The sequence below is a fragment of the Microcystis flos-aquae FACHB-1344 genome (assembly GCF_014698375.1).
In the GTDB taxonomy this organism is placed as follows: Bacteria; Cyanobacteriota; Cyanobacteriia; order Cyanobacteriales; family Microcystaceae; genus Microcystis; species Microcystis aeruginosa.
In genome coordinates, this window is record NZ_JACJSW010000040.1 from 1 (window position 1) to 23,918 (window position 23,918).

General features: G+C 42.4%; 22 protein-coding genes. 6 read left to right on the top strand and 16 right to left on the bottom strand.

Translation table 11 applies throughout. The annotated features are described in order from the left end of the window. On the bottom strand, positions 1-410 hold a 410-nt coding region (locus tag H6G48_RS02635; protein ID WP_190718775.1), incomplete at its 3' end, for a transposase. A gap of 782 nt (positions 411-1,192) precedes the next feature. Here H6G48_RS02635 and alr point away from each other — a divergent pair. After that, complete coding sequence (gene alr, locus H6G48_RS02640) at positions 1,193-2,389, top strand: alanine racemase (protein WP_190718778.1); 1,197 nt, start codon at positions 1,193-1,195, stop codon at positions 2,387-2,389. 213 nt (positions 2,390-2,602) lie between these two features. Next, positions 2,603-3,907, top strand: a complete 1,305-nt coding sequence (locus H6G48_RS02645; RefSeq protein ID WP_190718781.1) for a cytochrome P450 — start codon at positions 2,603-2,605, stop codon at positions 3,905-3,907. Between the two features lie 90 nt (positions 3,908-3,997). On the opposite strand, the gene H6G48_RS02650 is transcribed toward H6G48_RS02645, so the two are convergent. The 7 genes from H6G48_RS02650 to glyS all read right to left on the bottom strand — a co-directional run bounded on the left by H6G48_RS02650 (position 3,998) and on the right by glyS (position 13,535). After that, positions 3,998-5,989: an ABC1 kinase family protein gene (locus H6G48_RS02650; protein ID WP_190718784.1), complete on the bottom strand. Its 1,992-nt coding sequence runs from the start codon at positions 5,987-5,989 to the stop codon at positions 3,998-4,000. 305 nt (positions 5,990-6,294) lie between these two features. Then, positions 6,295-7,383, bottom strand: coding sequence for a glycosyltransferase family protein (locus H6G48_RS02655; protein ID WP_190718788.1), 1,089 nt, complete (start codon positions 7,381-7,383; stop codon positions 6,295-6,297). A 74-nt stretch (positions 7,384-7,457) separates the two neighbouring features. Then, complete coding sequence (locus H6G48_RS02660) at positions 7,458-8,147, bottom strand: retron system putative HNH endonuclease (RefSeq protein ID WP_190718792.1); 690 nt, start codon at positions 8,145-8,147, stop codon at positions 7,458-7,460. Further along, entirely contained in the window at positions 8,144-9,568 is a 1,425-nt protein-coding gene (locus H6G48_RS02665) for an AAA family ATPase (protein WP_242034506.1), read from the bottom strand. Before H6G48_RS02665 ends, H6G48_RS02660 begins: the two co-directional genes overlap by 4 nt. A 70-nt stretch (positions 9,569-9,638) precedes the next feature. Next, the gene (gene bchI / locus H6G48_RS02670) at positions 9,639-10,712 is read right to left on the bottom strand and encodes a magnesium chelatase ATPase subunit I (protein ID WP_016516601.1); all 1,074 of its coding nucleotides are present in this window, start codon (positions 10,710-10,712) and stop codon (positions 9,639-9,641) included. 83 nt (positions 10,713-10,795) lie between these two features. After that, positions 10,796-11,185: a hypothetical protein gene (locus tag H6G48_RS02675; RefSeq protein ID WP_190718795.1), complete on the bottom strand. Its 390-nt coding sequence runs from the start codon at positions 11,183-11,185 to the stop codon at positions 10,796-10,798. Between the two features lie 217 nt (positions 11,186-11,402). Next, positions 11,403-13,535 carry a glycine--tRNA ligase subunit beta gene (gene glyS / locus H6G48_RS02680; RefSeq protein WP_190718798.1) on the bottom strand — a complete coding sequence of 711 codons (2,133 nt, stop codon included), beginning with the start codon at positions 13,533-13,535 and terminating at the stop codon, positions 11,403-11,405. 270 nt (positions 13,536-13,805) lie between these two features. Here glyS and H6G48_RS02685 point away from each other — a divergent pair, with 270 nt between their 5' ends. Beyond that, the gene (locus tag H6G48_RS02685) at positions 13,806-14,327 is read left to right on the top strand and encodes a DUF3122 domain-containing protein (protein ID WP_190718802.1); all 522 of its coding nucleotides are present in this window, start codon (positions 13,806-13,808) and stop codon (positions 14,325-14,327) included. A 28-nt stretch (positions 14,328-14,355) separates the two neighbouring features. Beyond that, positions 14,356-14,940 carry a MiaE family protein gene (locus H6G48_RS02690; protein ID WP_190718805.1) on the top strand — a complete coding sequence of 195 codons (585 nt, stop codon included), beginning with the start codon at positions 14,356-14,358 and terminating at the stop codon, positions 14,938-14,940. 28 nt (positions 14,941-14,968) lie between these two features. On the opposite strand, the gene H6G48_RS02695 is transcribed toward H6G48_RS02690, so the two are convergent. Beyond that, the gene (locus H6G48_RS02695) at positions 14,969-16,159 is read right to left on the bottom strand and encodes a GNAT family N-acetyltransferase (RefSeq protein WP_190718808.1); all 1,191 of its coding nucleotides are present in this window, start codon (positions 16,157-16,159) and stop codon (positions 14,969-14,971) included. Positions 16,160-16,195: 36 nt separating this feature from the next. Beyond that, a complete protein-coding gene (locus tag H6G48_RS02700) occupies positions 16,196-16,876 on the bottom strand; it encodes a RibD family protein (protein ID WP_190718811.1) in 681 nt (226 codons plus the stop codon). A gap of 91 nt (positions 16,877-16,967) precedes the next feature. On the opposite strand from H6G48_RS02700, the gene H6G48_RS02705 reads away from it, so the two are divergent. Beyond that, entirely contained in the window at positions 16,968-18,893 is a 1,926-nt protein-coding gene (locus H6G48_RS02705) for a sensor histidine kinase (protein ID WP_190718814.1), read from the top strand. A gap of 41 nt (positions 18,894-18,934) precedes the next feature. Here H6G48_RS02705 and pheA read toward each other — a convergent pair whose 3' ends face one another. Both pheA and H6G48_RS02715 read right to left on the bottom strand, forming a co-directional pair. Continuing rightward, positions 18,935-19,789: a prephenate dehydratase gene (gene pheA / locus H6G48_RS02710; protein ID WP_190718817.1), complete on the bottom strand. Its 855-nt coding sequence runs from the start codon at positions 19,787-19,789 to the stop codon at positions 18,935-18,937. A gap of 166 nt (positions 19,790-19,955) precedes the next feature. Further along, a complete protein-coding gene (locus H6G48_RS02715) occupies positions 19,956-20,399 on the bottom strand; it encodes a ribonuclease D (protein ID WP_199328709.1) in 444 nt (147 codons plus the stop codon). 18 nt (positions 20,400-20,417) lie between these two features. On the opposite strand from H6G48_RS02715, the gene H6G48_RS02720 reads away from it, so the two are divergent. Then, positions 20,418-20,906: a universal stress protein gene (locus H6G48_RS02720; RefSeq protein WP_190718820.1), complete on the top strand. Its 489-nt coding sequence runs from the start codon at positions 20,418-20,420 to the stop codon at positions 20,904-20,906. 9 nt (positions 20,907-20,915) lie between these two features. Here the strand turns inward: H6G48_RS02720 and lepB are convergent, their stop codons facing one another. The 4 genes from lepB to H6G48_RS02740 form a co-directional block, all read right to left on the bottom strand. Continuing rightward, entirely contained in the window at positions 20,916-21,491 is a 576-nt protein-coding gene (gene lepB, locus H6G48_RS02725) for a signal peptidase I (protein ID WP_190718823.1), read from the bottom strand. Further along, positions 21,491-22,324 (bottom strand): nucleoside triphosphate pyrophosphohydrolase, encoded by an 834-nt coding sequence (gene mazG / locus H6G48_RS02730; protein WP_190718826.1) that lies wholly within the window; start codon positions 22,322-22,324, stop codon positions 21,491-21,493. Before mazG ends, lepB begins: the two co-directional genes overlap by 1 nt. Positions 22,325-22,692: 368 nt before the next feature. Beyond that, positions 22,693-23,064, bottom strand: coding sequence for a hypothetical protein (locus H6G48_RS02735; protein WP_012267375.1), 372 nt, complete (start codon positions 23,062-23,064; stop codon positions 22,693-22,695). Between the two features lie 384 nt (positions 23,065-23,448). Further along, positions 23,449-23,916, bottom strand: a complete 468-nt coding sequence (locus H6G48_RS02740) for a nucleotide exchange factor GrpE (RefSeq protein WP_190356653.1) — start codon at positions 23,914-23,916, stop codon at positions 23,449-23,451. Positions 23,917-23,918 lie beyond the last annotated feature (2 nt).

Sequence of the window (23,918 nt, forward strand, 5' to 3'; positions counted from 1 at the left end):
GTAGTGACGGCGACTATTCCGTTGTCTGTCTTGCCAATTTCTCCCAGGTACTGCCTGCCAACTCCGGCGGTCAGATTGCCACTTTTTCGATGTCCTGAGTCATCGACAATCAGGGAAAATCCTCGGGGTATTTGCGTCTGGCGGCATTGGTTCATCACTTGCAACCGACATTCATTCACCTGACGGTCTGACCAGGGAGATTCGGTCAAAAAGTGATGTAATCGGTTATAAACTACTCCGACGGCATTATTGGCCATTTGAGGGAGATTTTTCCTCTCACTTTCCCCTAATAATCCTCCTAAATATTGTCTGAAGCCGTTTTTTTGCGCTTCGTTTTTGAAGCAATTGTCAAACCGCCGACACCATCGGTCAAAGCATGGGGGCATCGCGGCTGGGGTTGTCTCTTTCATCGCCGATTTTTCAACGTAAAGTGCTTACTCTTTAACGATTATACTCTATTATACTCTTGTTGATCGTTTAAGTCCCACTATTACAGATAGGCGTTGGCTTCTTACACAATCCTTTCCTATATGAATCTTGCGCTGGTTACTACTTAGATTTCGACCTGTCTAAGAGATTCATAAGGATTACTTCGTTCCCAACCACCGTATTCCTAACTTTAGTGTCTTCCTCTGTACCGAAGCTGTGTAGATGATTCTGGTTGAACTCTATCTTTTCCCAGTACGTTAGCTTGTTAACATTTTGTTGCCAGCCAATAATCTGTGTAGGCTAGGTTTCAGTGACGATACTTCTGACGGAAGTTCTTATTCATACACATAGTTAGATGCTAGACAGGATTTGATGTCAGATTCATCTTTACTGCCATTTAACCCCGCTTTTCCCCTTTTGATGACCGTTCTCCACAGGAAGGGGTTATGCTGTCACTCCATCATCTGGAGGGAAGGACTTTCACCTTCACGGTTATTGAGTTATCAAGGTTCTCAACCTTGTCCTACCCACGTCTGTTAGACTTTTGGTAGGAACGAGTCGCACGATAGATTCTGTACTTAAACGCTTTTAATATCTTGTTTACCCAACTAAATTTACTATGGTAAACTATGCAAGGCTAAATTGTCAAGGATTTAATCGTGCTTCGCTGTTTTATATTGGTCGGGGTTTCATCCTGTCAGTACGAGGGTCTTCACCCCGACATCTGTGATAAATTGGGTTATGTGTGCAAAGGAGTGAGCGAGTGGTGTTTAGCATCGAACCAAAAATTATCAATCCGCCCAAAAACCGTCATGATTATCAATTGTCGGAAGCAATTCGCTATCGTGCTTGGGTAGAGATTGATCGCTCGGCATTACAACAAAACGTGCGAAAAGTCAAGGCCTTATTAGCCCCAAAAACGGAATTAATGGCGGTAATTAAAGCCGATGCTTACGGACACGGGGCAGTTAAGGTGGCTAACAGCGTTTTAGAAGCCGGAGCGCAATCTTTAGCCATCGCGACTATCGGGGAAGGTATCGAACTGCGGGAAGCGGGAATCGTTGCCCCAATTATGATTTTAGGGGCAGTGAACACCCCGGAAGAAGTGGCAGCCTTAGCCCATTGGCAATTGCAACCCACCCTGGTGCAAATCGAACAGGTGCAAATTTTTGCCACCGTGATGAGACGCTTAGAGCAGCGGCTGCCGGTCCATATCAAACTAGATACGGGGATGTCTCGCTTAGGTACACAATGGCAAAACGGCACCAAATTCGTCGAACAGGTTTTAGAGGCTCCTAACCTGAAAATTGCCAGTATATACTCGCATTTTGCCACGGCTGACGATCCCAATCCCGAGATGATGCAGTTACAACGGCAAAGATTCCAACAAGCGATCGCCGAGTTAAGCTCAAAAGGTTATCATCCCCCCTGTCTGCATTTAGCCAACTCTGCCGCTACCCTAAGCGATCGATCTCTGCACTACGATCGAGTTAGAGTCGGATTAGCTCTCTACGGTCTTTATCCCGCCGATCATCTCACCGATAAAGTCCCTTTGCAACCCGTCCTGCAAGTAAAAGCGCGCATTGCCCAAGTCAAAACCATTGCCGCCGGCTCCGGAGTGAGTTATGGTCATCAGTACATAGCGGCAAAAGACACCCGTATTGCTGTGGTCGGTATCGGTTACGCTGATGGAATTCCCCGCAATCTCTCCAATCGTTTAAAAGTATCCCTGAGAGGACGTTTAGTACCCCAAATCGGCGCGATAACCATGGATCAGTTAATGATTGACGTGAGCGAGATTCCAGAGGTAAAAACAGGGGAAATCGTCACACTTATCGGTAAAGACGGCCCGCAGTGCATTACCGCCGACGATTGGGCGCGAGATTTAGGTACGATATCCTGGGAAATTCTCTGCGGGTTTAAGCATCGTTTGCCGCGAATTATTATTAGCAACGGCTAATTATGGCGGTGATCTTAAAAAATGTCAATTGGCGGCAATTCTTATTGTTAACTGACTGGTGAGATCTGTAATTAATTTTGCCTAGATACTTGCCTTGGTCAAGTGCGATCGCTAATTGCCAGTCTAGATTAGGGGATGAATTCTCCGCCGCTTTAGGTTAAAATAAACAGGGTTAATCGACGGCAACTGATTAGTTTTACCCTAGAGGCAGCGATGACTATAAGCAACGATTTACCCCTACCCCCCGGCAGTTTCGGATTACCCCTATTAGGAGAAACAATCGCTTTTTTGACCGATGGGGATTTTGCCAGCAAACGTCATAATAAATATGGTCAACTTTTCCGTACTCATATTTTTGGCAGTCCCACGATTATTTTATCCGGTGCCGAGGCTAACCGGTTTCTCCTCAGCAACGAGAATAAATACTTTGCGGCAACTTGGCCTAAAAGTACCAAAACTCTCCTCGGCAGCGCATCTTTAGCGGTGCATACAGGAGATGTCCACGCTTCCCGTCGTCGCTTAATCTATCAAGCTTTTCAACCCCGGTCCCTGGCAAGTTATATCCCTACGGTAGAAACAATTACCGCTCGCTATTTGGAGCGTTGGCAAAATGCAAAAACCCTGTCATGGTATCCTGAATTAAGAAACTATACTCTCGATATCGCCTGTAAATTATTTGTCGGTCTTGACCAGGGTTCTGCTACCAAATTAGGAGAAGCTTTTGATACTTGGTGTGCGGGACTATTTACCCTTCCCATTCCCCTTCCCTGGACAGCTTTTGGCAAAGCATTACGCTGTCGAGAAGAATTACTACAAGCGATCGAAGCTATCATTTTAGAAAGACAAAAAAATGATGACCCCGGCCAAGATGCTCTTGCTATACTTTTACAAGCTAAAGACGAAAACGGTCAAAGTTTATCCTTAGCGGAATTAAAGGATCAAGTGCTATTATTACTCTTTGCTGGTCATGAAACTTTAACCTCCGCTATCGCTACTTTCTGCCTACAAATGGCACTGCATCCCGATATTTTTCAGCTTGTCCTCGAGGAAATAACTAATTTTGATCTATCCACTCCTTTAAGCGTCGATACCCTTAAACAGATGACCTATTTAGATCGCGTTTTAAAAGAAGTTTTACGTTTTACTCCCCCCGTGGGAGGAGGATTCCGTCGGGTAATAGAAGACTGTCAATTTAACGGTTATCATTTGCCGAAAGGATGGGTAGTGCAGTATCAAATCAGCAATACCCATAAAGATAATAATATTTATTCTCATCCTGAAACCTTTGATCCCGATCGCTTTTTAGCCGAGGAAAAACCCTACGGATATATCCCTTTTGGTGCGGGATTACGCGAATGTATAGGCAAAGAATTCGCTCGTTTAGAGATGAAAATTTTAGCCGTCCGTTTAGTACAAAAATACGATTGGCAATTACTCCCCAATCAAGATCTGACCCTCACCTCTATCCCCACTCCCCACCCCCGGGACGGTTTACAAGTCACCTTTAAACCCCGTTAACCAGCTAGGATAAAAAAACTTTTAAAAAAGTTGAGAATTTTTCTCGGAGCCGTGAAATTTATTTCACGGCATTTATTGACCGAACAGAGGTTAATCGGCAGCGGGTAAAGCTTTCGATAATTCTCCATTTTGCCGATGATTTGGTCTATCAAATTCGAGAACTAAGTAACGAATTAAACGCGCTAGGGATTTTTGTAGTAAACCTTCAGCAATTTTTTGTCCCATCTGTTGGGTTTCCGGTTTAGCGATTAGTTTAGTCATCACTGGCACCATAGCCATGGCATCGAATCCTTTCGTTTCCTGTAAAATACTAAAGATGTTGCGAAGATGCTCGAAAGTCTTAGCATCACCCAACAATTCTGGGGGAGTTTCTTGTACCGCTAAACCCACCTGTTGCCGGAAATTAACCGTGAGATTAAACCAAGTGCGACGACCGAAGTTATCGAGAGCATTGACTAACTCATTCACTAATTTTTCGCGGATAAATATACCCCTATCTGAAAGGAGAAAATCTAACGCTTGATCGGTGACTTTCTCGAAGTTAAAATCATTAGAATCTTTAGCATTACGCAGGAGATTTTCTAAACGATTCCAGCGAAAAGTACCGTCTTTAAACAATAAATCCCGCAGGGAATCTCGCAACTCCGTGGAAGGATCGGTGAGCAGACGTTTAGCAATGTAAGGATAGGCTTTACTCAGTACCTTAAAATTAGGATCGATGCCAATTGCTATTCCCTCTAAAGTCACCATCGAGCGAATAATCAGGGCATAATAGGCAGGAACTCGAAAGGGAAACTCATACATCATCGCCGACATTTTATCGGTGATACTTTTAAAGTTTAATTCTGCCACACTCGCCCCTAAAGCATTACCGAAAACTTCCGAAAAAGCGGGAACAATTGGCTCTAAATTGGTAGTTGGTGACAGGAAGTCTAACTTAACATAATCCTTGGCCAAAGACTCAAAATCCCGGTTGACTAAATGCACCACCGCTTCGATTAAACCGTAGCGTTGATAGGGTTCAATATTGCTCATCATGCCGAAATCAAGATAAGCTAATTTACCGTCGGGAGTCGCTAATAAATTACCCGGGTGGGGATCCGCATGGAAAAATCCGTGTTCAAGTAATTGACGCAAAGAACACTGCACCCCCACATTAACTAAGTGGGTGGCATCAATACCCTGAGCTTGAATTTCTTTGATATTAGTTAATTTTGTGCCGTCCACCCACTCCATGGTTAAAACCCGTCGCCCGGTATATTTCCAGTAGATTTTGGGGATGTAAATTTCGGCAATGTGACCATAAAGTTGAGCGAATTTTTCGGCGTTTTGTCCTTCGTGAAGATAATTAATTTCTTCAAAAATACGAGCGGCTAATTCGTCGGTAATTGCCACTAAATCGGAGCGAAGTCTTTTAATATTACCTTTCACCCAAGTCGCCAAACTACGCATGATATACACATCTAAAGTTATACAGCGAATCAAATCGGGACGCTGTACTTTAACGGCGACTCTCTCTCCGGTTTTTAATTTACCTTTGTAAACTTGTCCTAGGGAAGCGGCCGCTATGGGATTGGGGGATAATTCTGCGTAAATTTCCTCGGGAGAATAACCTAATTCTTCTTCGATAAAACGATAGGCAATTTCATTAGGAAAAGAGGGAATTTGATCCTGGAGAGTGGTTAATTCTTCTAAATATAAAGGCGGTACTAAATCAGGCCGGGTAGAGAGAGCTTGACCGATTTTAATATAGGTGGGTCCCAATTTGGTCAACATTTCCCGCAATTGTACGGCCCGTCTAATTTCATTTTTCGGCGATTTTCCCCGCAGTTTATCCGACCAGATACCGATGACAAAAGATAAAACCGGTAGGGCAATTTCGATTAATCTCCCCAAAACGTCTAGAGGTCGCCGACGGTAATAGTCGTTAATAACTTGGGGATTGTAGCGCCAACTCTCGGCTACGTTGTCATCCATGGGGCCGATATCTTCCCGATGCTCTTCGGGAATATGCACGGGCTGCACTTCAACGGTAATCGCTTCTGGGTTTTGCGTCTCTGGGGAGATCATCTGTTCGGACATAGTTCGGTGACGGGGCAGGGTGATTTGTAAACTATTGTAACAAGTATCGGCTTTCTGCCCGATCTTGTTTCTGTCTCCCTAGTTCTCGGCTCCGGTTCGCCGTCAACTTTCTCCGGATGGTTATCGGTGTTTTTGACGATTTCGAGGCTGATACTGCCCTGATTATCCCGAATGTGATTGTCAAAAAATAGGGCGGTAATTTGGCTGATTTCTAGGACTTTGTTCAATAAACTAGGGACGGCTGACCGATAACTAAATTCACCGCTAATCATCCGAGGTTAAATTGGCTAAGTTAATCATTACTATTACCTCTCAAAGTATTCTACGATGGCTCTTGCTATCGATTCTGCACCATCTTTAGCCAGTTTAACCTTTAGTCGTGGCGGTTGGGGGGCTTGGCGCAAAAAGTCCCAATTACCTTGAAAAAATTCTTCACTGCTAATAATTTGATGATCACTATAATCTTGGATTCCAGCCAATAAAATCGCTGATTCGGCGAAACCTTCTCGCATTAGGGAAACAATCGGCACCTCTAATTTTAAAGCCTCGGCAAAGGTACTATATCCCGGTTTGGAAATAATTCGATCGCACAGGGGCATAAAATCCACGGGACGATAGCTCCGATCTGGTTTATCCTGTAAGCGGACTAAATTGGGCAATTCGGGCGCGTTTTTTTCAAAAGTGATAAATTGCCAATCGGGAAAACTGGCGAGGTTATCATAGGGAATTGCTTCTAATCCTAACCCCCCAAAACTCAATAAAATAGTTTTTTCTTTGGGGGCATTTAGCTTAAATTCCTGTCGCAATTGTTCTTCACTATAGCGGGGTGTACCTCCGGTTAAACCTGCCTCGGTAACATGGGGAAATGCTGTCATTGCTTCTGCTAAAGGCAGTTTAAATAAGCGATCGCATTGATTATAACAACGACTAATCCAATCACTAATACTGGCAAATTCTTCACCCCAATCACGATAGATAAAATCCCAGCCGAAGTTACCGATCATCCAACAAGGAAGCCCCGCGCTTTTGGCAATTAGTGCCGCTAAAGGCGGTAAATCTGCCACAACTAAACCCACACGATTAGTTTTAATAAAATTAACTTCACTGGCAATAATTGCCCTTGATTGAGCAATTATTTGTTCTAATTTTTCTTTAGTAGCTAATTTATCCATCGTTAAACTATCCGATTGGATTACTCCCACATCAAACCCCCGATGTCTTTGAATATATTCTCCGGATATATAGGAATCTAATAACCAGCGCGGGGCCGTGGTGACTAATATCGGCAAAATTTCGGGATTAAGTTCAATAATATTAGCTACCACCGAAGCACTGCGGACAGCATGGCCAAAACCATGATTAGTAACGGCAAAATAAACAACAGGACGAGACATAAATAGCAAGTAAGGTGAGAATAATAAGCAAGAAATTTTGTTTTTCAGACTGTAGATAATAATTACCCCTGATTTTAGGGAGGCAAATGAGGCAGTATATAAATACTAGCAAAAGCATAATATTCCGCTCCCGATTGACAAGCTTCTTGCAGTAAAGATAAAGCCTCCGAGTCTCCTTGTTTTGCGAAACGTAATAATGCTAACAACCTTTTAATATATTGACTACGATAGTTAATTAATTCTTTTCGTCCACGCATACCATTGAGATCGAACAAATCTTCAACAATTTGACCACGCCGATCCCGACCATAAACACTGGCCAATTTTGCCATTTCATCCCAAATAAATTCAAGATGTGTATTCGGATCGGTTACTCCATCCGTGGGGTCTATTAACAGAGGATTTCCTGTGATATCATCGAGAGGAAAATTTGTGCCTTTGTGATTGGCATCATTACATTTATCACAAGAAAGCAGTAAATTCTCCCAAGTAAAAGTCAGATCAGGATACTGGCTTTTTGGATAAAAATGTTCGATCGCTCCGTAAGTTACCACTGTAATCTTACTTTCACAGTAAGCGCATTTCCCATTAAACATTTTAACTAATGCGTCTTTAACTTGCGGATGACTGTATTTATTTTGTGCTTGGTTAATTTGAGCTTTAGTTGCCTTGTTGTTTGATTTTATTGATTCTAAAGCCTCTAGCCAACGAGCGGCATTTTTAGCTAATACGCGTGGCTCTGATATTCTGGTGACAGCAATCAAGATAAACGCTCCTCTAGTAAGGCATCAATTCGGGATTCTAAACTATTAGGTTGACTAATTTCGCCAAAGGGTTTAACTTCTCCAACAAATAATGACAGTTGTTCATATTCTTGCTTTTCTGCTGCCGCCAGATTTTTCTTTTTACGATTTAGTTGGTGGTAACGCTTAATTTTATTTTCTGTATCAGTGGGAAAGGTTGATTTCAGACCAAAAGCAGAACTTGTTAAAGTACGATCAACATTAGCCGCTAATTCTAAATAAGGAATTTCTACAATCTCTGATTCACCCGCTACCAGATCGATTCGTAGGGTTAAAGAATTTGGCCCTGCACCGGCAGCGATTAAAGGACTATGAGTAGCGACAAAGAATTGAAGCTTGGGAAAAACTTCCTGTAACCATCCAGCAATTTCCCTTTGCCAAGAAGGATGTAAATGAATATCTAACTCATCGATTAAGACGACTCCAGAAGCCTCTGTGGGGTTATCTAGATTGGGGAAGGATTGTAATAATCGCCAAATTAAATCCCCAGCTAAAGCAATCATACTCCGAAAACCATCGGATAAACTAATGGTTGGAACTTTTTGACCGTTAACTAGAAACTGAATCAAGCCATCGGCAGTTACTTCAGCAATTTCTACATTACCGGGTAACAGTTTAGTAATTGCTTCTTCGCCGATTTTTTTCATTTGTTTAGATTTACTATCTTCAGGATTTTTGGCTATTCGATAATCTAAATACACCATCCATCTCTCAAAAGAACTTAAAGATGTATCCTCGTTAAATTGGCTGAAAAAGTTGCTAGAGCGTTGCGGGGGTTCAAGACTAGGAATAATCACTTGACTCACTCGTGTCAAACGACGGAAAGCTCCATAACCGACGGCAAACCAACCATGATTATCGGAGGCAAAAGCATTGGCTCGCAACCAACTTAAAATTTTAGTATTTTCTTCGATTAATGCTGGTTCTGTATAAGTTTGTTTGTCCTTACTGCCTCCTAACTCTAACCTTTCCTTGCCTGTAACAAAATAGGAATAAGCAAAAGTTTTTCGAGTTTTATCCGTACCAAATTTTCCCGCATCCCCATCTTCTTGATGAAGCACTGCGGTTAATTTACCCGGTGTCTTGGGATTACATATCCAACCAGTCGGACGTGGTAATAATTCTTTGGCTGCTTCTGGTCCCGCGAGCAGTAAAGCCAAAGCCTGTAAAATCGTGCTTTTTCCTACTCCATTTTCTCCTAATAAAGTGATCCAATGATAAGGTTTAGCGCGCCAATGACGTTGATTATTGGGATTACTAATAAATTTAATCTCTTGATTCTGGAAGCATTTAATGTTTTCGAGTTTTATACTTTCAACCCACATGGACATTCCCCCAGAGAATAACAGCGATCGATAAAATTCTAGCTTATTCGGCCACATCTAGCCCTTTTTGGCCTTCATCTCTAAATCCAGTCAAAAACCCTCTCTTCGGGGAGAGGGTGAATTAGATTTAGGAATTTTCTTCTAATCCAAAGACGCGATTAAAAGCTTTCAAGACTTTATAACCAGAATCGATCGATTCTAGCGGATCTTTCCGCAAACGGTGACGTAAACAGAGAACAATTACCCGACGGATATCATCTACCGTCACAGTTGTCCGTCCTTCCAAAGCGGCCAGAGCTTTAGCGGCGCGATTGGTAACGATATCGCCGCGCAATCCGTCCACGTCCAACTCGGAACAAACCTCGGAAATTTTCACCCGCAGCTCATAATCAAGCTCCACGGAAGGCAAAAGATTTTGGGCCTCCACTAGCTTTCTTTGTAGTTCTTCCTGTTCTAAGTTATATTTCTCTAAAAACGAGATCGGATTGCCATCAAATTCCGCACGCTGTTCCACGATTTTGACCCGTAGAGGTGGTTCTTTGACGGTGTGAATCTCGGCGTGCATTCCGAAGCGATCGAGCAGTTGTGGGCGCAATTCTCCCTCTTCTGGGTTGCCCGATCCCACCAAAACAAACCGGGCCGGGTGACGAATGGAAATTCCTTCCCGTTCCACCGTATTCCAACCACTAGCGGCCGAATCCAATAGCACATCGACGAGGTGATCGTCAAGTAAATTGACTTCATCCACATAGAGAATGCCGCGGTTAGCTTTGGCCAGCAAACCAGGTTCAAAAGCTTTTACCCCTTCTGACAGGGCCTTTTCGATGTCAATCGTGCCACAGACCCGATCCTCCGTCGCACCGAGGGGCAAATCTACCATAGTGACTTTTTTCTTGGCAATGGTCAAGGGGATGGCCTCGTCCACCCTTTGCCGCACCTCATCGCTCATTAAATCAGGATCATTGGGGTCAGAATTAAAGGGATCGTTAGCAACTACGTCAATTTCTGGTAAAAGGTCGGCTAAAGCCCTAATGGTGGTCGATTTTCCCGTACCTCGATCTCCCATAATCATCACCCCGCCAATTTTGGGGTCGATGACGTTGAGCATTAGGGATAATTTCATTTCTTCCTGGCCGACAATAGCGGTGAAGGGAAAAACCACGCGGCGAGTTTTCGGAGGAGCTTGGGGAGTCACGGTCATAGGTGGATTCAAAAGTCAAGAGTTTTTGAGTAAAGAATTATATCTAGTGGGGATTCTAGCCGTCAGCTTTCAGCAAAGCTTTATCATTGTAAGTCTTTTTCCCTGCTTTTTAAGATCCAGCGCCAGAGGGGATGACGCGACCCTTCGGCCCGAATTTTCTGCACCCGTTGCTCTAAGCGCAGTTTTTCTCTGGGGGAAAGTCCTAAAATAATGTTGCGACTTTGCCAGACTAACACTGCTCCTGTAATGGCAAAACAAAAGGCTAGACCGATAGAAGGCCAGTAATTGAAAGCTAAAGCGTATCTAAGGGCTGTCCAAGTAAAATATTGCCGCATTAAGGCTATATCATCCCATAAAACCCATAAACTCGCCGAACCAATCCCTAACCAACAACCCAACACGAATAACCAACGACCCCATACCGTCAGTCGATGTAATCTTTGGACTTGTTGCTGTAGTTCGGAATTGGCCATTTCAGTTATCAGTTATTCAGTGGGGGTGTGGGGTGTGGGGTGTGGGGGGATGGGGAGATGGGGAAGTGGGGTGATGGGGTGATGGGGAAATGGGGTGATGGGGTGATGGGGAGAATCAATAAAGGTAGTCTATTGACAACTGCTCACTGATTACCACTGTCCACTGAAAACTCAAATCTGATAACTGATAACTGATAACTGATAACTGATAACTGAATTATCCCTTGACAATTGCCCCAAAATCTGCTAGAACTCGGGCGTGATTTCGCAGTAAACCCAACAGATTTAAACGATTGCGACGGACAGATTCTTTTTCGGCCATGACTAACACACTATTTTCGCCATCGAAAAAGTCAGCCACCACGGGAGAAATTGCCGTTAAAGCAGTGACGAGACGCTGATAATCTCTTTGCTCTCTTGCGCTGATAGTTTCGGGAATTAGGGCAATTAAAGCGTCATAAAATGCCTGTTCGGAGGATTGTTCAAATAACTCCGTATCGATGATTGCCTTGGCTTCTAGGGTAGTTGTATCTAAATCTCCTTTTTGTGCCAAACGGGTCGAGCGATTGACGGTTTCATAGATGTTGGCTAACTGACCATCCTGACGAATTTGGCATAAAAAGCGAGCGCGTTCACGGGTATCTAATAAATTTTCTAAAGCGCGAGACTTATACTCTGGATCGTTTTCCCCTAAAACTGCATTAACGAGATCATAATCTATCCTAAAATCATCACTTAAGAGAGTTTGCAGACGTTGTAAAAAGAAATCTTTAATCAGATTGGCCGGGTTGGGTTTATCGGGATGACTGGTGACAAAATCCTGAGCTATTTGCTCAATTAATGCCAAAAGATTGATATTAAAATCGGCTGACCAGATAATACTAATTATTGCATTGGCAGCCCGACGGAGAGCGAAGGGATCTGAGGAACCAGTGGGCAGCATTCCCAGTCCAAAAATACCGACTAAAGTATCTAAGCGATCGGCAATTCCCACCACTTGACCGGTTATTGTTTCCGGGAGTATATCCCCAGCATTGCGAGGCAGATAATGTTCAAAAATGCCCCGGGCAACTACAGGCGATTCACCACTAATTAAAGCATATTTTTCGGCCATTACTCCCTGTAATTCGGGAAATTCATAGACCATTTGGGTAACTAAATCCGCTTTACAAAGCATGGCAGTGGACTCTATATCACTGCGACTTTGTTCATCGAGATTTAACTGTTCGACGATCATCTGGGCAATTTCCATAATTCGATCGACTTTATCGCGCATGGTTCCCAATTCTTCTTGGAAAGTGACGGTTTCCAGTTGGGGAAGAAAACTATCTAAGGGTTCATCACAATCGGCAGTATAGAAAAATCTGGCATCAGCTAACCGTGCGCGGATAACCCTTTCATTTCCCGCGGAAATAATCTCCGATTTCTGGGGATCGCCATTGGAAATAGTAATAAAATAGGGTGACAAACCCTGGGGAGTTTTCACTGGGAAATAACGCTGGTGTGTCACCATCACGGTAATAATTACTTCTGGGGGTAATTCCAGAAATTCATCGTCAAATTTGCCAATAATTGCCGTGGGATATTCGACTAAGTTAGTCACTTCTGCTAATAAATCGGCGGGAATTTCTGCCACTCCCTGGAGTTTTTTAGCCAGGGTGGTAATCTGATCAGTAATTATCTGTTGACGCACTTGCGGATCCGCTTCCACAAAAATCGAGCGCAAACTGGTTAAATATGCTTGGGGATGACTAATGGCTAAGGATTGCGGGTGTAGAATGCGATGACCAAAAGTTAAGCGATCGCTGGTTAAAGTGGTAGAGCCATTAATTAATTCTAGGGGTAAAACTTCCCCATCCACTAAAGTTAATAACCAACGAATTGGCCGGGGAAATCTTAAATCTCCATCTCCCCAACGCATAAAACGTCTTCCTTCCAAACGGGTAATCCATTGGGGAATTAATTCAGTTAAAATCTCGGCTGTTGGACGACCCGGAATCGTTTTTTCAATATAGACAAATTCTCCTTTGTCTGTGGCACGAATGGAGAAAGCATCGGTGCTAACTCCCTGTTTTCGAGCAAAACCCTCACCAGCGGCGGTAATTTGACCATTTTTGTAGGCCGCACTAACTGGAGGTCCTTTGATCTCCTCGCTGCGAGCCTCTTGCTCCCTCGGTAATCCTGTGATTAACACGGCCAAACGGCGCGGTGTTGCGTAAACTTGAATAGCAGTCGCGTCCAGAGATTCCGTCTCTAAACTCTTGCTAACTCTTTCCTGCCATTGTGCGATCGCGCTATCGACAAAATCTGCGGGTAGTTCTTCTGTACCGACTTCCAGTAAAAAATCCATCTGATTGATTGGCCGTGTTTATGCTTCACCAATCATCTAGGCTATCACAGAAGCCGTATCCTTAGTTTTTGCTCAGCTGTACTGCATTTAAACTGCATATTGGAAATTTTAGTACAAATGCTCAAACTTCCCCGACCTAGCTCTGGCGCTGCCCACTCTCCTATCCCTTTTAAACATTATGTTAGTATAACTATATGGCGATACAATTGCATTAGCTTGGCTAAACGGACAAAGTTGCTATCAGATTTTATCTGTTATGTCAATAAAGTTATGAAACGATTTCTATTATTATTTTGTGTTCTCGTGAGTTTTTTGCTGTTTATCAGCTTTGAGATTGATTTTTCCTTGTCTGCACTAGCTCTAACTCGACAACAGCTAGAGGGGCCGGGGCAGCTGTTGTATCAATCCCGTCATAGTTTGCGCGATGATACTGGTAGTCCTTGGCAGGTGGTGTTGTTCAAACGAATTAAGGATGGGGAAACCCGAGAAATTAGTTTGCGCTTGGTGGGATTTCCTGAAGGGATTGAGTTTCTCCATGGAGAAAGATTGACGATAACGACAGCTAAAGGCGAAATTTTAGCGGCTAAGGATGCTTTTGCCGAAAAATCACCAGCAGCTAACGTCGGTCAATACGAGATGCAGGATATCTTACCGCAGCTACCCGTTACTGAAGCGATCGAACTTTCCCTACCCCTAGAGGCTCCCCGTCATCTTAACATCCCGATTCCTGTACTTTTAGAATGGCAAAGTCTGCTTTTTTCGGCAAATGTTCGACTTTTTGGGTTAGGGTGAAAGATGCAGCAAATTGGAATCAGCGACGATGGGAAAGATTAATTTATTAGTCAGTGCCACCTCTGAGGATTGGATAGAACAGGCAATTAATAATTTAGGGATTATTCTGCTCGATCATTCCCATTGTGAGCGAAAAGCGGCAGGAGTGGCCTTAAATCTCATGTTTCGTTATCCTTCCTACGCTTCCCTCGTGCGGAAATTAACGGCGATCGCCCAAGAGGAATTAGAACATTTTGAACAGGTAAATCAATGGTTAGATAAATGGGGAATTCCCCTCGCTCCCTTGAATTCTCCCCCTTATGGTGCTAAATTAAAGGCCCAGATTCGTCACCAAGAACCCGATCGCCTTTTGGATTCGCTGTTAATATCAGCTTTAATTGAGGCGCGTTCCCACGAAAGATTGGGTTTATTGGGAGAATATTGTCCTGATCCCGATTTAGGCAAATTTTATCGTAGTCTCATGGCTTCCGAAGCGCGTCATTATGGTATTTATTGGCTCTTAGCAGCGGATTATTTTGAACGGACAGTGATCGAGCAACGTTTAGAAACCCTAGCGGTGATCGAGAGTGAGATTTTAGCCAATCTGCACCCGGAACCTCGTATTCATAGTTGATTGCACCCAAGTACAAACCCTATCTAAATTACTCGTTCAACTCAATTTCTCTCTTAGAAAAGGGTAAATCTTGATTGATTGCCTCAATTTCTTCCTGTTCCATTTGATTAAATTCATGGATATAATTGCGGAGAATTTGAGTCATTTTGCCATGATAAAAACGGTGTAAACTGTGATTAGCAGTAGCGGGAAAACCCCGTCTTTTTTTATGTTGTCCTCCCGCACCCGGGTCAAACATGGTAATACCTTGACTAATTGCCCAATCGATCGGTTGATAGTAACAAGCTTCAAAATGTAAACAGTCGTACTCTTGAAAACTGCCCCAGTAACGACCATAAAGATTAGTATCTTTGCGAATACAAAAAGATAAACCCACGGGTTTAGTATCCTTTTCATTTTGGTAGGCAGTAATCAAAACCACTCGCTGACGATAGTTCGGATATAATTGTTCAAAAAATTTCTGTGTCAGATATTTACTTCCCCAGTAAAATTTATCACAGGTACTGCTATAAAACCGATAAATTAACGGGAATAAATGATGGGGAATTTCTTCGGCGGCCAGAGTTTTAATAATTAACCCCGCATTAGTCACCGCTTTCCGTTCCCGTTTAATATTGCGGCGTTGATTAGCATTAAAAACCGTCAGATAATCTTCAAAACTTTGAAAACCCTTGTTATTCCAAATATAACTATGATGTAACCAGGGAGTAAAGCCAAAATTTTCCATTAAAATTCGCCATTGGGGATCCACAAAAAGAAAATGACAACCCGACAGATTATTTTGATCACAAAAATGATCAATTGCCGCTATCATTAAAGCAGTAATCTCCAGTTCATTTTCCCCTGGAGCAATTAAAAAACGATAACCTACCGCCGGAGTAAAAGGGGTCATTCCTAACAGTTTTGGATAGTATCTAATCCCCAAACGATGGGAAAGATCCGCCCATTGGTGGTCAAAGACAAATTCACCGTAACTATGACTTTTAATATACAAAGGAGCGGCGGCAATTAACTCAGCACCGCGCCAAACTGTTAGATGAGCAGGTTGCCACCCCGTGCGTCCCGTGGCGCTGCCAGAAGTTTCGATATTATGTAACCATTCCCACTCTAGAAAGGGAGTAGTTAGGGGTTGAGCGAGAGCATCCCATTTTTGTTGGGGAATCTCACTCATTTTATCAATCCAAGCGACAGAATATTGTGGTTTAAGCTGTTCTACCATGGGACAAGATAAGTCAACCTTTTTATTTAAGGTAATCTAGTTTTGAGATTTGTGGGAATCTCGTTCAAGGGAATAATGTAGGAAAATTTCTTCTTGCACGGTTTCCACGCTCAAAAGTCGTAATTTTCTGGCAGAATCAGCCATAAATCCAGTTCCCCCCAGGGGAGTTGCCGCTTTATTGCCTCCTAACAGCAACGGACAAATGGTTAGGTAGATTTCATCGATTAAATCTTCAGCTAAAAGAGAGGCAATTAATTCACCTCCTCCCAGAATCGCCAGCTTTTTAATACCTAGGGTGGTAAATTGACTAAAAATAGCCTTCCAATCACCGCAGACTAAGACAAGCTCAAATAAACCCCGATTTTCCCATGCCGCCACTTTTTCCGCTGCCGTGATTAACCAGCGCGGGAAAGGCTGCTGAAAAAATTTCATCCGGGGATCAAGCTGGCCCGAATAAGAACAAACGATCTGTATCGGTTGCGGGGATAATCCCCGTTGTTGACGGTATGCGAGAAAATCGGTATGACGGATAGGAAGACTGGTGTGATAAGCGCGCAGGGTGTTAGCACCGAATAAAGCGGCATCCATGCGCGATAAATGTTGTTCTAGACGCATTTTATCGGTAACAGAAGCAAATCTGGCCGCTGACTGGTAGGCGTCGGCAATTTTACCATCGGCACTCATGGCTAAAATAACGGTGGTGTGAGGACGATTCATGGCAAATGATGAGGAATATCACCGGGTCCGATTGGTTAATAGGCTAGTATAGTCTGGAGTTTGATAGCAAGAATCAAACCAATTTCTGCCTATGCCTATCGGTCAATCCTCCTTTCGTCGTATTCTGCTCTCTCGCTTACTCTTGGTTAGTGTTCCTGTACTACTAATGGGAGTTTATGTTACCTATCGTAAGGCGCGATCGGCTTTTTTGGAAACGGCCCGTCAAAATCTCACCGAAAGTGCCATCAGAAAAGCAGACAATATTGATCAATCAATTCAATTTTTGCAGGCCAATCTTATCACTGCGGGCGAAAGTCTGGTTTTAAAACAGGGAACCTTAGCCGAAAAAGAAGCTTTTTTACAACAATTCACGGCCCAGCTTCCTAATCAGATTAACTGTGTGGAATTAATTGATATTAAGACCAAGAAACCTTTATTAAATCGAGCCTGTGAACCAGAAATTATCAAAGTTTTGCCCCTGGAAAGATGGACAGAAAAACGGACTAGCTCTGCTGGGAATATCGAGAATGTTTTAGTTAGAAGTTTACCTCGACAACTTTTAACAAAATCTCCCAATAATAATCGTCAATTAGAATTAGTTTTTGCTGTTCCCATCTACGATAATCAAGGACAATTACAATCTAGTCTGATTCTGCAAACTTCTCTACTTTACCGTGAGAAGGTTTTACCCGGTTCTTTATCGGGTTATCCCGTGGTTATTTCTGAAAATGGCATTATTCTCGCTCATCCCTATTTTGATCGCATTGGTAGCCATATCAGTCAAGAAGCTGATGCTGAACGCCTCAATCTAATCATCATTAATGCTGTTAGAGGTCAACAGAGATTTCTCCATTTATTTTCTTTCGAGAAATATGGCAAAGAGTTAGTCGCAGGTTATAGTTCCCTCCCCAGTCCAGTTACGGGAGAATCATCCCAAAAATGGATAGTTTTAGCCATTAGTCCCCTCTCCCAAGCTCTGGCTCCTCTGCAACAAATTTGGGAGGCAATTTTTTATCTGATTTCTGGTTTATTATTAGCTTATTTAGTAGCTATTATACTGATCACTAGGGATTTAGCTAGACCTTTAGAAAAACTGCGAGATTATGCCTTAAATATTCAGAAAATTCCTTCACAAAATATTACACCACAGAACTTTAATATTCGAGAAATTAATCAGTTAGCCTCGGCCTTAGAGGAAATGCTCGAACGTTTACGCCTTTGGGGAGAGGAAATAGTTAAGAGTTGGCAAGAAGCGGAAAATGCTAATCAATTAAAAAACCAATTTTTGGCGAATACTTCCCACGAATTACGCACCCCTCTCAATGGTATTATTGGCTCAATTCGTTGCGTTATGGATGGATTTTGTAATAGTGAGCAGGAGGAAAAAGAATATCTGCAACAAGCGGATAATGCAGCTGTACATCTTTTGGAAATTATTGATGATATTCTCAGTATTGCTAAAATAGAAGCGGGCAAACTTTCCGTTAATCTTGAACCAGTAGATTTACACCAAATTATCAATGAAGTTATTAATTTACAAACAGCATCGCTGCAACGTAAGCACTTAAAATTCAATCTACTTTTTTGTCCAGAAATTCCTATAGTCTATGCTGATACCACTAAATTTAAACAGGTAATTTTGAATGTTATTTCTAACTCAATTAAATTTACTGATACAGGCACAATTTCTTTAATAACTCGCCTAGAAAATACACAGGCTATTATTACTATCATCGATACAGGAATCGGTATAGACCCCCAGCAACAATCAAAATTATTCCGTCCTTTTGTGATGATTGATGGTTCCACAACTAGAAAATTTAGCGGTACGGGTTTGGGATTAGCTATTTCTAAGAATTTTATGAAAATGATGGGGGGAGATATTACTATCTCTAGTCAAGGTCAAGGTTTAGGAACAACTGTAGAAATTATTCTTCCTCTAGTGGGGGAAAGAAAGCTTGATTCTACCCCAGAGGAAAACTCATCTTTGCCGATTCTTCCCTCTCTTAAAAGCTAAAATATCTCTATTTAATTTCTGTAATTTATGAGGAATTTAGTTTATAATTCCTCTAAACTTTCTACAGGCAAATTAACCACCTGATAAGCACCAAAAACCTTGATCGCGTCGGTATAATTGGTTAATTCTTCTAAAGTTGCCGCGATTAAATGCTGTTGATCTGGATTAATTTCTAGATCAATAAAAAATATGTATTCCCCTAAAGATATTTTAGTTGGTCGCGATTCGATCCGAGATAAATTAAGCTGACGTTTGGCAAAAACTTCTAAGGGTTTGACTAAAGCGCCGGGTTGATCTAAAACTTGAAAAGCGAGGGACATTCGCTCACCTTGGCGATGGGAAGTTAAAGCCATGACCCAAAAACGGGTACAATTATCGGGATAATCATTAATTGGTTGTATTAGTATTGGTACATGATAGAGTTTTGCTGCCCGGGGGGAAGCAATAGCGGCAGAATTGGCCTCTCGATCGAGAATTTGAATCGCTTCTGTGGTAGAATTAGTAGGAATAATCGGCACGGTAGGCAAATTATTTTCTAGCCATTTTTGACATTGAGCTAAAGCTTGGGGATGGGAATAAACGGTTTTAATTTCTGTTAGCGATTGTCGAGGAGATAGAAGTGCATGGGAAATCGGTAAAACTAATTCTTGTTGAATCTGTAACCCAGGTAATTGCCATAAAGCATCAAGAGTCATTACCACACTTCCTTCGGTGGAATTTTCCACCGGGACCACTGCTAAATCGGCCTGATTTTGGACAACCGATCCCAGGGCCAAGGCAATGCTAGGATAGGGTATTAATTGACGAGGCTGGGGTGGTAAACTATTAGCATAGGCTAAAGCGGCTGTTTCTGAATAGGTTCCCACCGGCCCCAGATAAGCGATCTTTACAGTCATTGAAATTATCCCCGCAAGCAATTTTTTCTAGCTATTATTTGTCTATTAACATCCCTGTTTAATTGTATCTCAATTCTGGCAATGTTAAATAGTCAGACAAAATCAATTTCTGACAGCGTTTCTTATAAAGATGAAGTGTAACCTGCATTTGGTAAGGTCGTTGGCCTCAATTACCCCCCTGTTCACTTTTATCGATAGCGGGAAAATGACAAAGACATTCAGCCACGGTTTTCAGTTGATAATTGGGTAAAGGAGCAATATAGTAGGGAACCTTTTTAGCTAACTCTAGGGTACAGGTAATTTTTTTAACTTGGCTTTTACCGCCCAAAAATTTACAATCATAACTAGCATTGTGAAAAACCTTTTCTATCCGGTCAACCAGCATGATTTTAGTGATAAAATAGTTAGTAAGATCGGGTCGATCAAGAACATCCAAAATTGTCACCCGCTCACCCGTTAAGTCCGTGGAATCAGCCAGAATTTGAATCAGAGACAAACGGGGAGTCTTGCTATTGTAATCGGCTACTTCCGTATCTAACCAAAGAATGGGAAAATGAGAAAAGTGATCGATCGCATTCCTAATAGCGTCGGATTCCGTTAAATAAGGCATGGTTGCAGAGGCTGAAAAATGTATCAAAAAATCTTGATAGCAGTAGATTTGTCGGAGATGGGGGAGAGTGTCTTTAAGGAGGCTGTATCCTTAGCCAGTAAGTACGAAGCTAACCTCCTACTACTGCACGTCCTTTCCCCTGAGGAAGATTATAGCCCTTTACCGATTCCACCCAATTTAGCCGATATTTACCCCGCCCAGGGGAATGATCTCACTCTCGATTTTTGGCGGCAACAATGGGAAGAATTCGAGGAGAAAGGGGTGGCCATGTTGCAAAAAAGAGCTAATCAGGCGGGAGAAATGGGTGTCAAGGGAGAATACCGGCAAATTTACGGCCATGCCGCCAAAACTATCTGTAAAGTGGCGCGAGAGGAAAATATTGATTTAATTGTCATCGGTCGGCGTGGGCGATCGGGTCTAGGAGAGTTATTCTTAGGTAGTGTGAGTAATTATGTTCTCCATCATGCCCCCTGTTCCGTCTTAATTGTTCAACATCATCAAGACTAAAAATTCCTGTTAGCTATTCCCCCCTAAAATCCCCAAACGATTAAAAGGAAAAAAGCGAAAAACCGCCCTACCAATCACGTTATTTTCCGGTAAAAACCCCCAGATATGGGAGTCATTGCTATTATTGCGATTGTCTCCCATGACAAATAAATTATTTTCCGGCACAAGCAAAGGCATTAAATTATATTGAGGGGATTCGAGAATATAATCCTCTGACAAGGGTTGATTATTCAGGTAAATTTTGCCCTCCTTGACAGCAATTACGTCCCCTGCGGTGGCAATCACTCTTTTAATAAAAGCTTGGTCCCTTTGATATCCCTGTAATTGTAATTGTGCCGGCGGTTCAAAGACGACGATGTCCCCCCGTCGAGGGGGATGGAAATCGTAGGAAAGTTTTTCCACCACTAAGCGATCGCCCTGTGCTAAGGTGGGTAACATAGAATCAGAGGGGATAAAACGAGGTTCAGCCACAAAAGTGCGAATCAGTAGGGCTAAAACTAAAGCTATAGCGATAATTTGCAGATTTTCTCGAATAGAAGCCCAAAAACTCTTAGATTTGTCCTTATTAATTTCTTGCTCTTGCATTATTGCCCAGATGATGGTTGATGTAACTTAGCTTTCGCTTGCTGCCAAAAAACTGTTAATTCCTCTAGTGTATAGTCATGGAGAGGCTTTTCCGCCACGGATTCCACTAGGGAAAAACGTTGAATAAAACGCAGATTAGTCTCTTGTAAAGCGATACTGGGGTCTAAATTATACCAGCGAGCAAGATTGACAATAGTAAAGAGTAAATCGCCTAATTCGGCCTGTTGATGCTCTTTATCGCCCGATTCTAGGGACTCTTGCCATTCTGCTAACTCTTCGCCAAATTTTTCCCAGACTCCTGCGATATTTTCCCATTCAAAACCGACTCGCGCTGCTTGCCGAGAAATTTTCATCGCTCCCATCAAGGGTGGTAAAGTTTGGGCATAACGGGTTAATTTGCCGCTAATAGTCGGGTCATTTTTTTCCTCAGCTTTGATTTTCTCCCAATTTTGACGCACCTGTTCGGGATTTTCTAGGGATAGCTCCCCAAAAACGTGGGGATGACGACGAATTAATTTATCGGTGATGCCCCTAGCCACTTCTTCTAGGCTAAAATTACCCTCATCGCTGGCAATTTGGGCTTGTAAAACCACCTGTAGCAGTAAATCACCTAATTCCTCGGCAATGGCAGTTTTATCACCGCTTTTAATCGCCGCTACCACCTCATAAGCTTCTTCGATAACGTAGGGAATTAGGGTTGCCGGGGTTTGAGCTAAATCCCAAGGACAGCCGCTTTCTGGGTCTCGTAAACGGGCAACAACGGTGATTAAATGGTTTAATGCCTCTAAGATGCCCTTGTAGCTGGGATTGTCGGTTTCTGGAAGGCTAGACATCGATTTTTTCCGGTTTTCTCCCCCATTATACCGGTTAGTTATCAGTGATCACTGATCAGATGTGAGTTTTCAGTTAACTGATCACTGTTTACCGATCACAGCAAAAAAGCTTTTATTTCCCTATCTTCTCATATTCAGTTACAGCCTTTCTCATAATTTGATATCGACGACCGGCGACCGACTCCCCAAAAGGAAAACTTCGTACCTCACCATTCAGATAACTGCTTTAGCTCAATAACGATGAAAAAACCCGGTAAAACCGGGTTCCACTAGCTTGGAATCTGTATAGTCAACCGATAAAGCAATTGAAAACTTAAATAAATCTAAATAGAAAAAAGGTAAGTAATTCCACTGTAAGAAAATCAGATTTAATGAACTACCCCGCAAGTTAGGGGACAAGAAGCATAAACAGCTTGATGAGAGGTTTTTACCTCACCGTGTAACCAGTGCAACCAGCTAACTTCATGGGGATGAACACCTTTTGCTGCTAACAAAGCGGCACTAATTAGGATAGCCAAAATATTGATACCAATAATCATTCCCGCCACTAAAAGCACGGAACTAATCGGTAAAACTGACTGTAAGATAATCGCCGACAATGCTCCCACTGTCATCATTAATACTACTAAAGGAAATCCCACTACTAATAAACAGACAGTGAGGACGAAACTCCAGAGAAGAAAGCTTTTTAGCATTGCTAAAGAAACGTGGCCCCAGTTATTTCTTGCGGTTAATTGCATCTTCCTGACCTCTTACAAACTTGGTGGTCTAACTTTTCTGCACGTCGGCTCAAAGTTGATGAAAACCAGTATAGGGAAAATACCGAAGAAGATGAGCTATTCGCAATATAAATTTACAATCATCGCTGATCATCTATGTTATATGTATCGAACTATTACAAGAATCGGCGAGAGGTATCGAAAACTTTACAATCAGTTTTTCTTGATCCCCAATCTAATTTCCCGATGAAATCCTTGATCCCCGTCGATAATCCTTTCTTGTCTCCCTGCCCTCAGATTTTTCCTCGTCTCCTTGTAACAAATCTTTACAAGCACCTCTAGAATTCTCAGAAAATAGGTGGACGGGAGCGCCAGGGTTGGGAGTGGGAAGTGGCAAGGGGTTATCTATTCTTGTTTAGATGTAATAACCTCCATCGGTCTGAGTAATTTATCCTCGATTGTAAATCCCTGCCTGACTATTTTTGTGATCGTCTGTTCTTCCAAATCGGGGCGTATTTCTCGAGCGACCACCTGACAGATAGTAAAATCTGGCTGATCAGCGGATAGTTCTATTTTCAGCACCTGACGTTTTTCTAGAATACTTAATAATTTTGTCTGTACACTTTTTAAAGATTTCGGTAATCTTTTCCCGACTCGATCATCTGGTTCGTGTCGATATTCTAAATAATTTAATAACGATTCGAGGGTATCAAATACCTCTAATAGTTCTAAAAAAATCTGTTCTTTTTCCGAGCGATTGTTCTCTCCTTGCTGCCGTAAAGCTTGTTTTAAACTTGCCTCCTCTTTGGTTAAATTTATAATTAGGCTTAATAATTTGTTTCTATCTTCTTCGCTAATTTTGTAATTATTCATCC

Bases quoted from the DNA above. Each gene is read 5' to 3' on its own strand.
- H6G48_RS02735 (WP_012267375.1), bottom strand. From the start codon at position 23,064: ATGCAATTAACCGCAAGAAATAACTGGGGCCACGTTTCTTTAGCAATG.
- H6G48_RS02720 (WP_190718820.1), top strand. From the start codon at position 20,418: ATGTATCAAAAAATCTTGATAGCAGTAGATTTGTCGGAGATGGGGGAG.
- H6G48_RS02685 (WP_190718802.1), top strand. From the start codon at position 13,806: ATGAAACGATTTCTATTATTATTTTGTGTTCTCGTGAGTTTTTTGCTG.
- H6G48_RS02700 (WP_190718811.1), bottom strand. From the start codon at position 16,876: ATGAATCGTCCTCACACCACCGTTATTTTAGCCATGAGTGCCGATGGT.
- lepB (WP_190718823.1), bottom strand. From the start codon at position 21,491: ATGCAAGAGCAAGAAATTAATAAGGACAAATCTAAGAGTTTTTGGGCT.
- pheA (WP_190718817.1), bottom strand. From the start codon at position 19,789: ATGACTGTAAAGATCGCTTATCTGGGGCCGGTGGGAACCTATTCAGAA.
- bchI (WP_016516601.1), bottom strand. From the start codon at position 10,712: ATGACCGTGACTCCCCAAGCTCCTCCGAAAACTCGCCGCGTGGTTTTT.
- H6G48_RS02665 (WP_242034506.1), bottom strand. From the start codon at position 9,568: ATGTGGCCGAATAAGCTAGAATTTTATCGATCGCTGTTATTCTCTGGG.
- H6G48_RS02645 (WP_190718781.1), top strand. From the start codon at position 2,603: ATGACTATAAGCAACGATTTACCCCTACCCCCCGGCAGTTTCGGATTA.
- H6G48_RS02650 (WP_190718784.1), bottom strand. From the start codon at position 5,989: ATGTCCGAACAGATGATCTCCCCAGAGACGCAAAACCCAGAAGCGATT.
- mazG (WP_190718826.1), bottom strand. From the start codon at position 22,324: ATGTCTAGCCTTCCAGAAACCGACAATCCCAGCTACAAGGGCATCTTA.
- H6G48_RS02675 (WP_190718795.1), bottom strand. From the start codon at position 11,185: ATGGCCAATTCCGAACTACAGCAACAAGTCCAAAGATTACATCGACTG.
- H6G48_RS02655 (WP_190718788.1), bottom strand. From the start codon at position 7,383: ATGTCTCGTCCTGTTGTTTATTTTGCCGTTACTAATCATGGTTTTGGC.
- glyS (WP_190718798.1), bottom strand. From the start codon at position 13,535: ATGGATTTTTTACTGGAAGTCGGTACAGAAGAACTACCCGCAGATTTT.
- H6G48_RS02695 (WP_190718808.1), bottom strand. From the start codon at position 16,159: ATGGTAGAACAGCTTAAACCACAATATTCTGTCGCTTGGATTGATAAA.
- H6G48_RS02715 (WP_199328709.1), bottom strand. From the start codon at position 20,399: ATGCCTTATTTAACGGAATCCGACGCTATTAGGAATGCGATCGATCAC.
- H6G48_RS02690 (WP_190718805.1), top strand. From the start codon at position 14,356: ATGGGAAAGATTAATTTATTAGTCAGTGCCACCTCTGAGGATTGGATA.
- H6G48_RS02705 (WP_190718814.1), top strand. From the start codon at position 16,968: ATGCCTATCGGTCAATCCTCCTTTCGTCGTATTCTGCTCTCTCGCTTA.
- H6G48_RS02740 (WP_190356653.1), bottom strand. From the start codon at position 23,916: ATGAATAATTACAAAATTAGCGAAGAAGATAGAAACAAATTATTAAGC.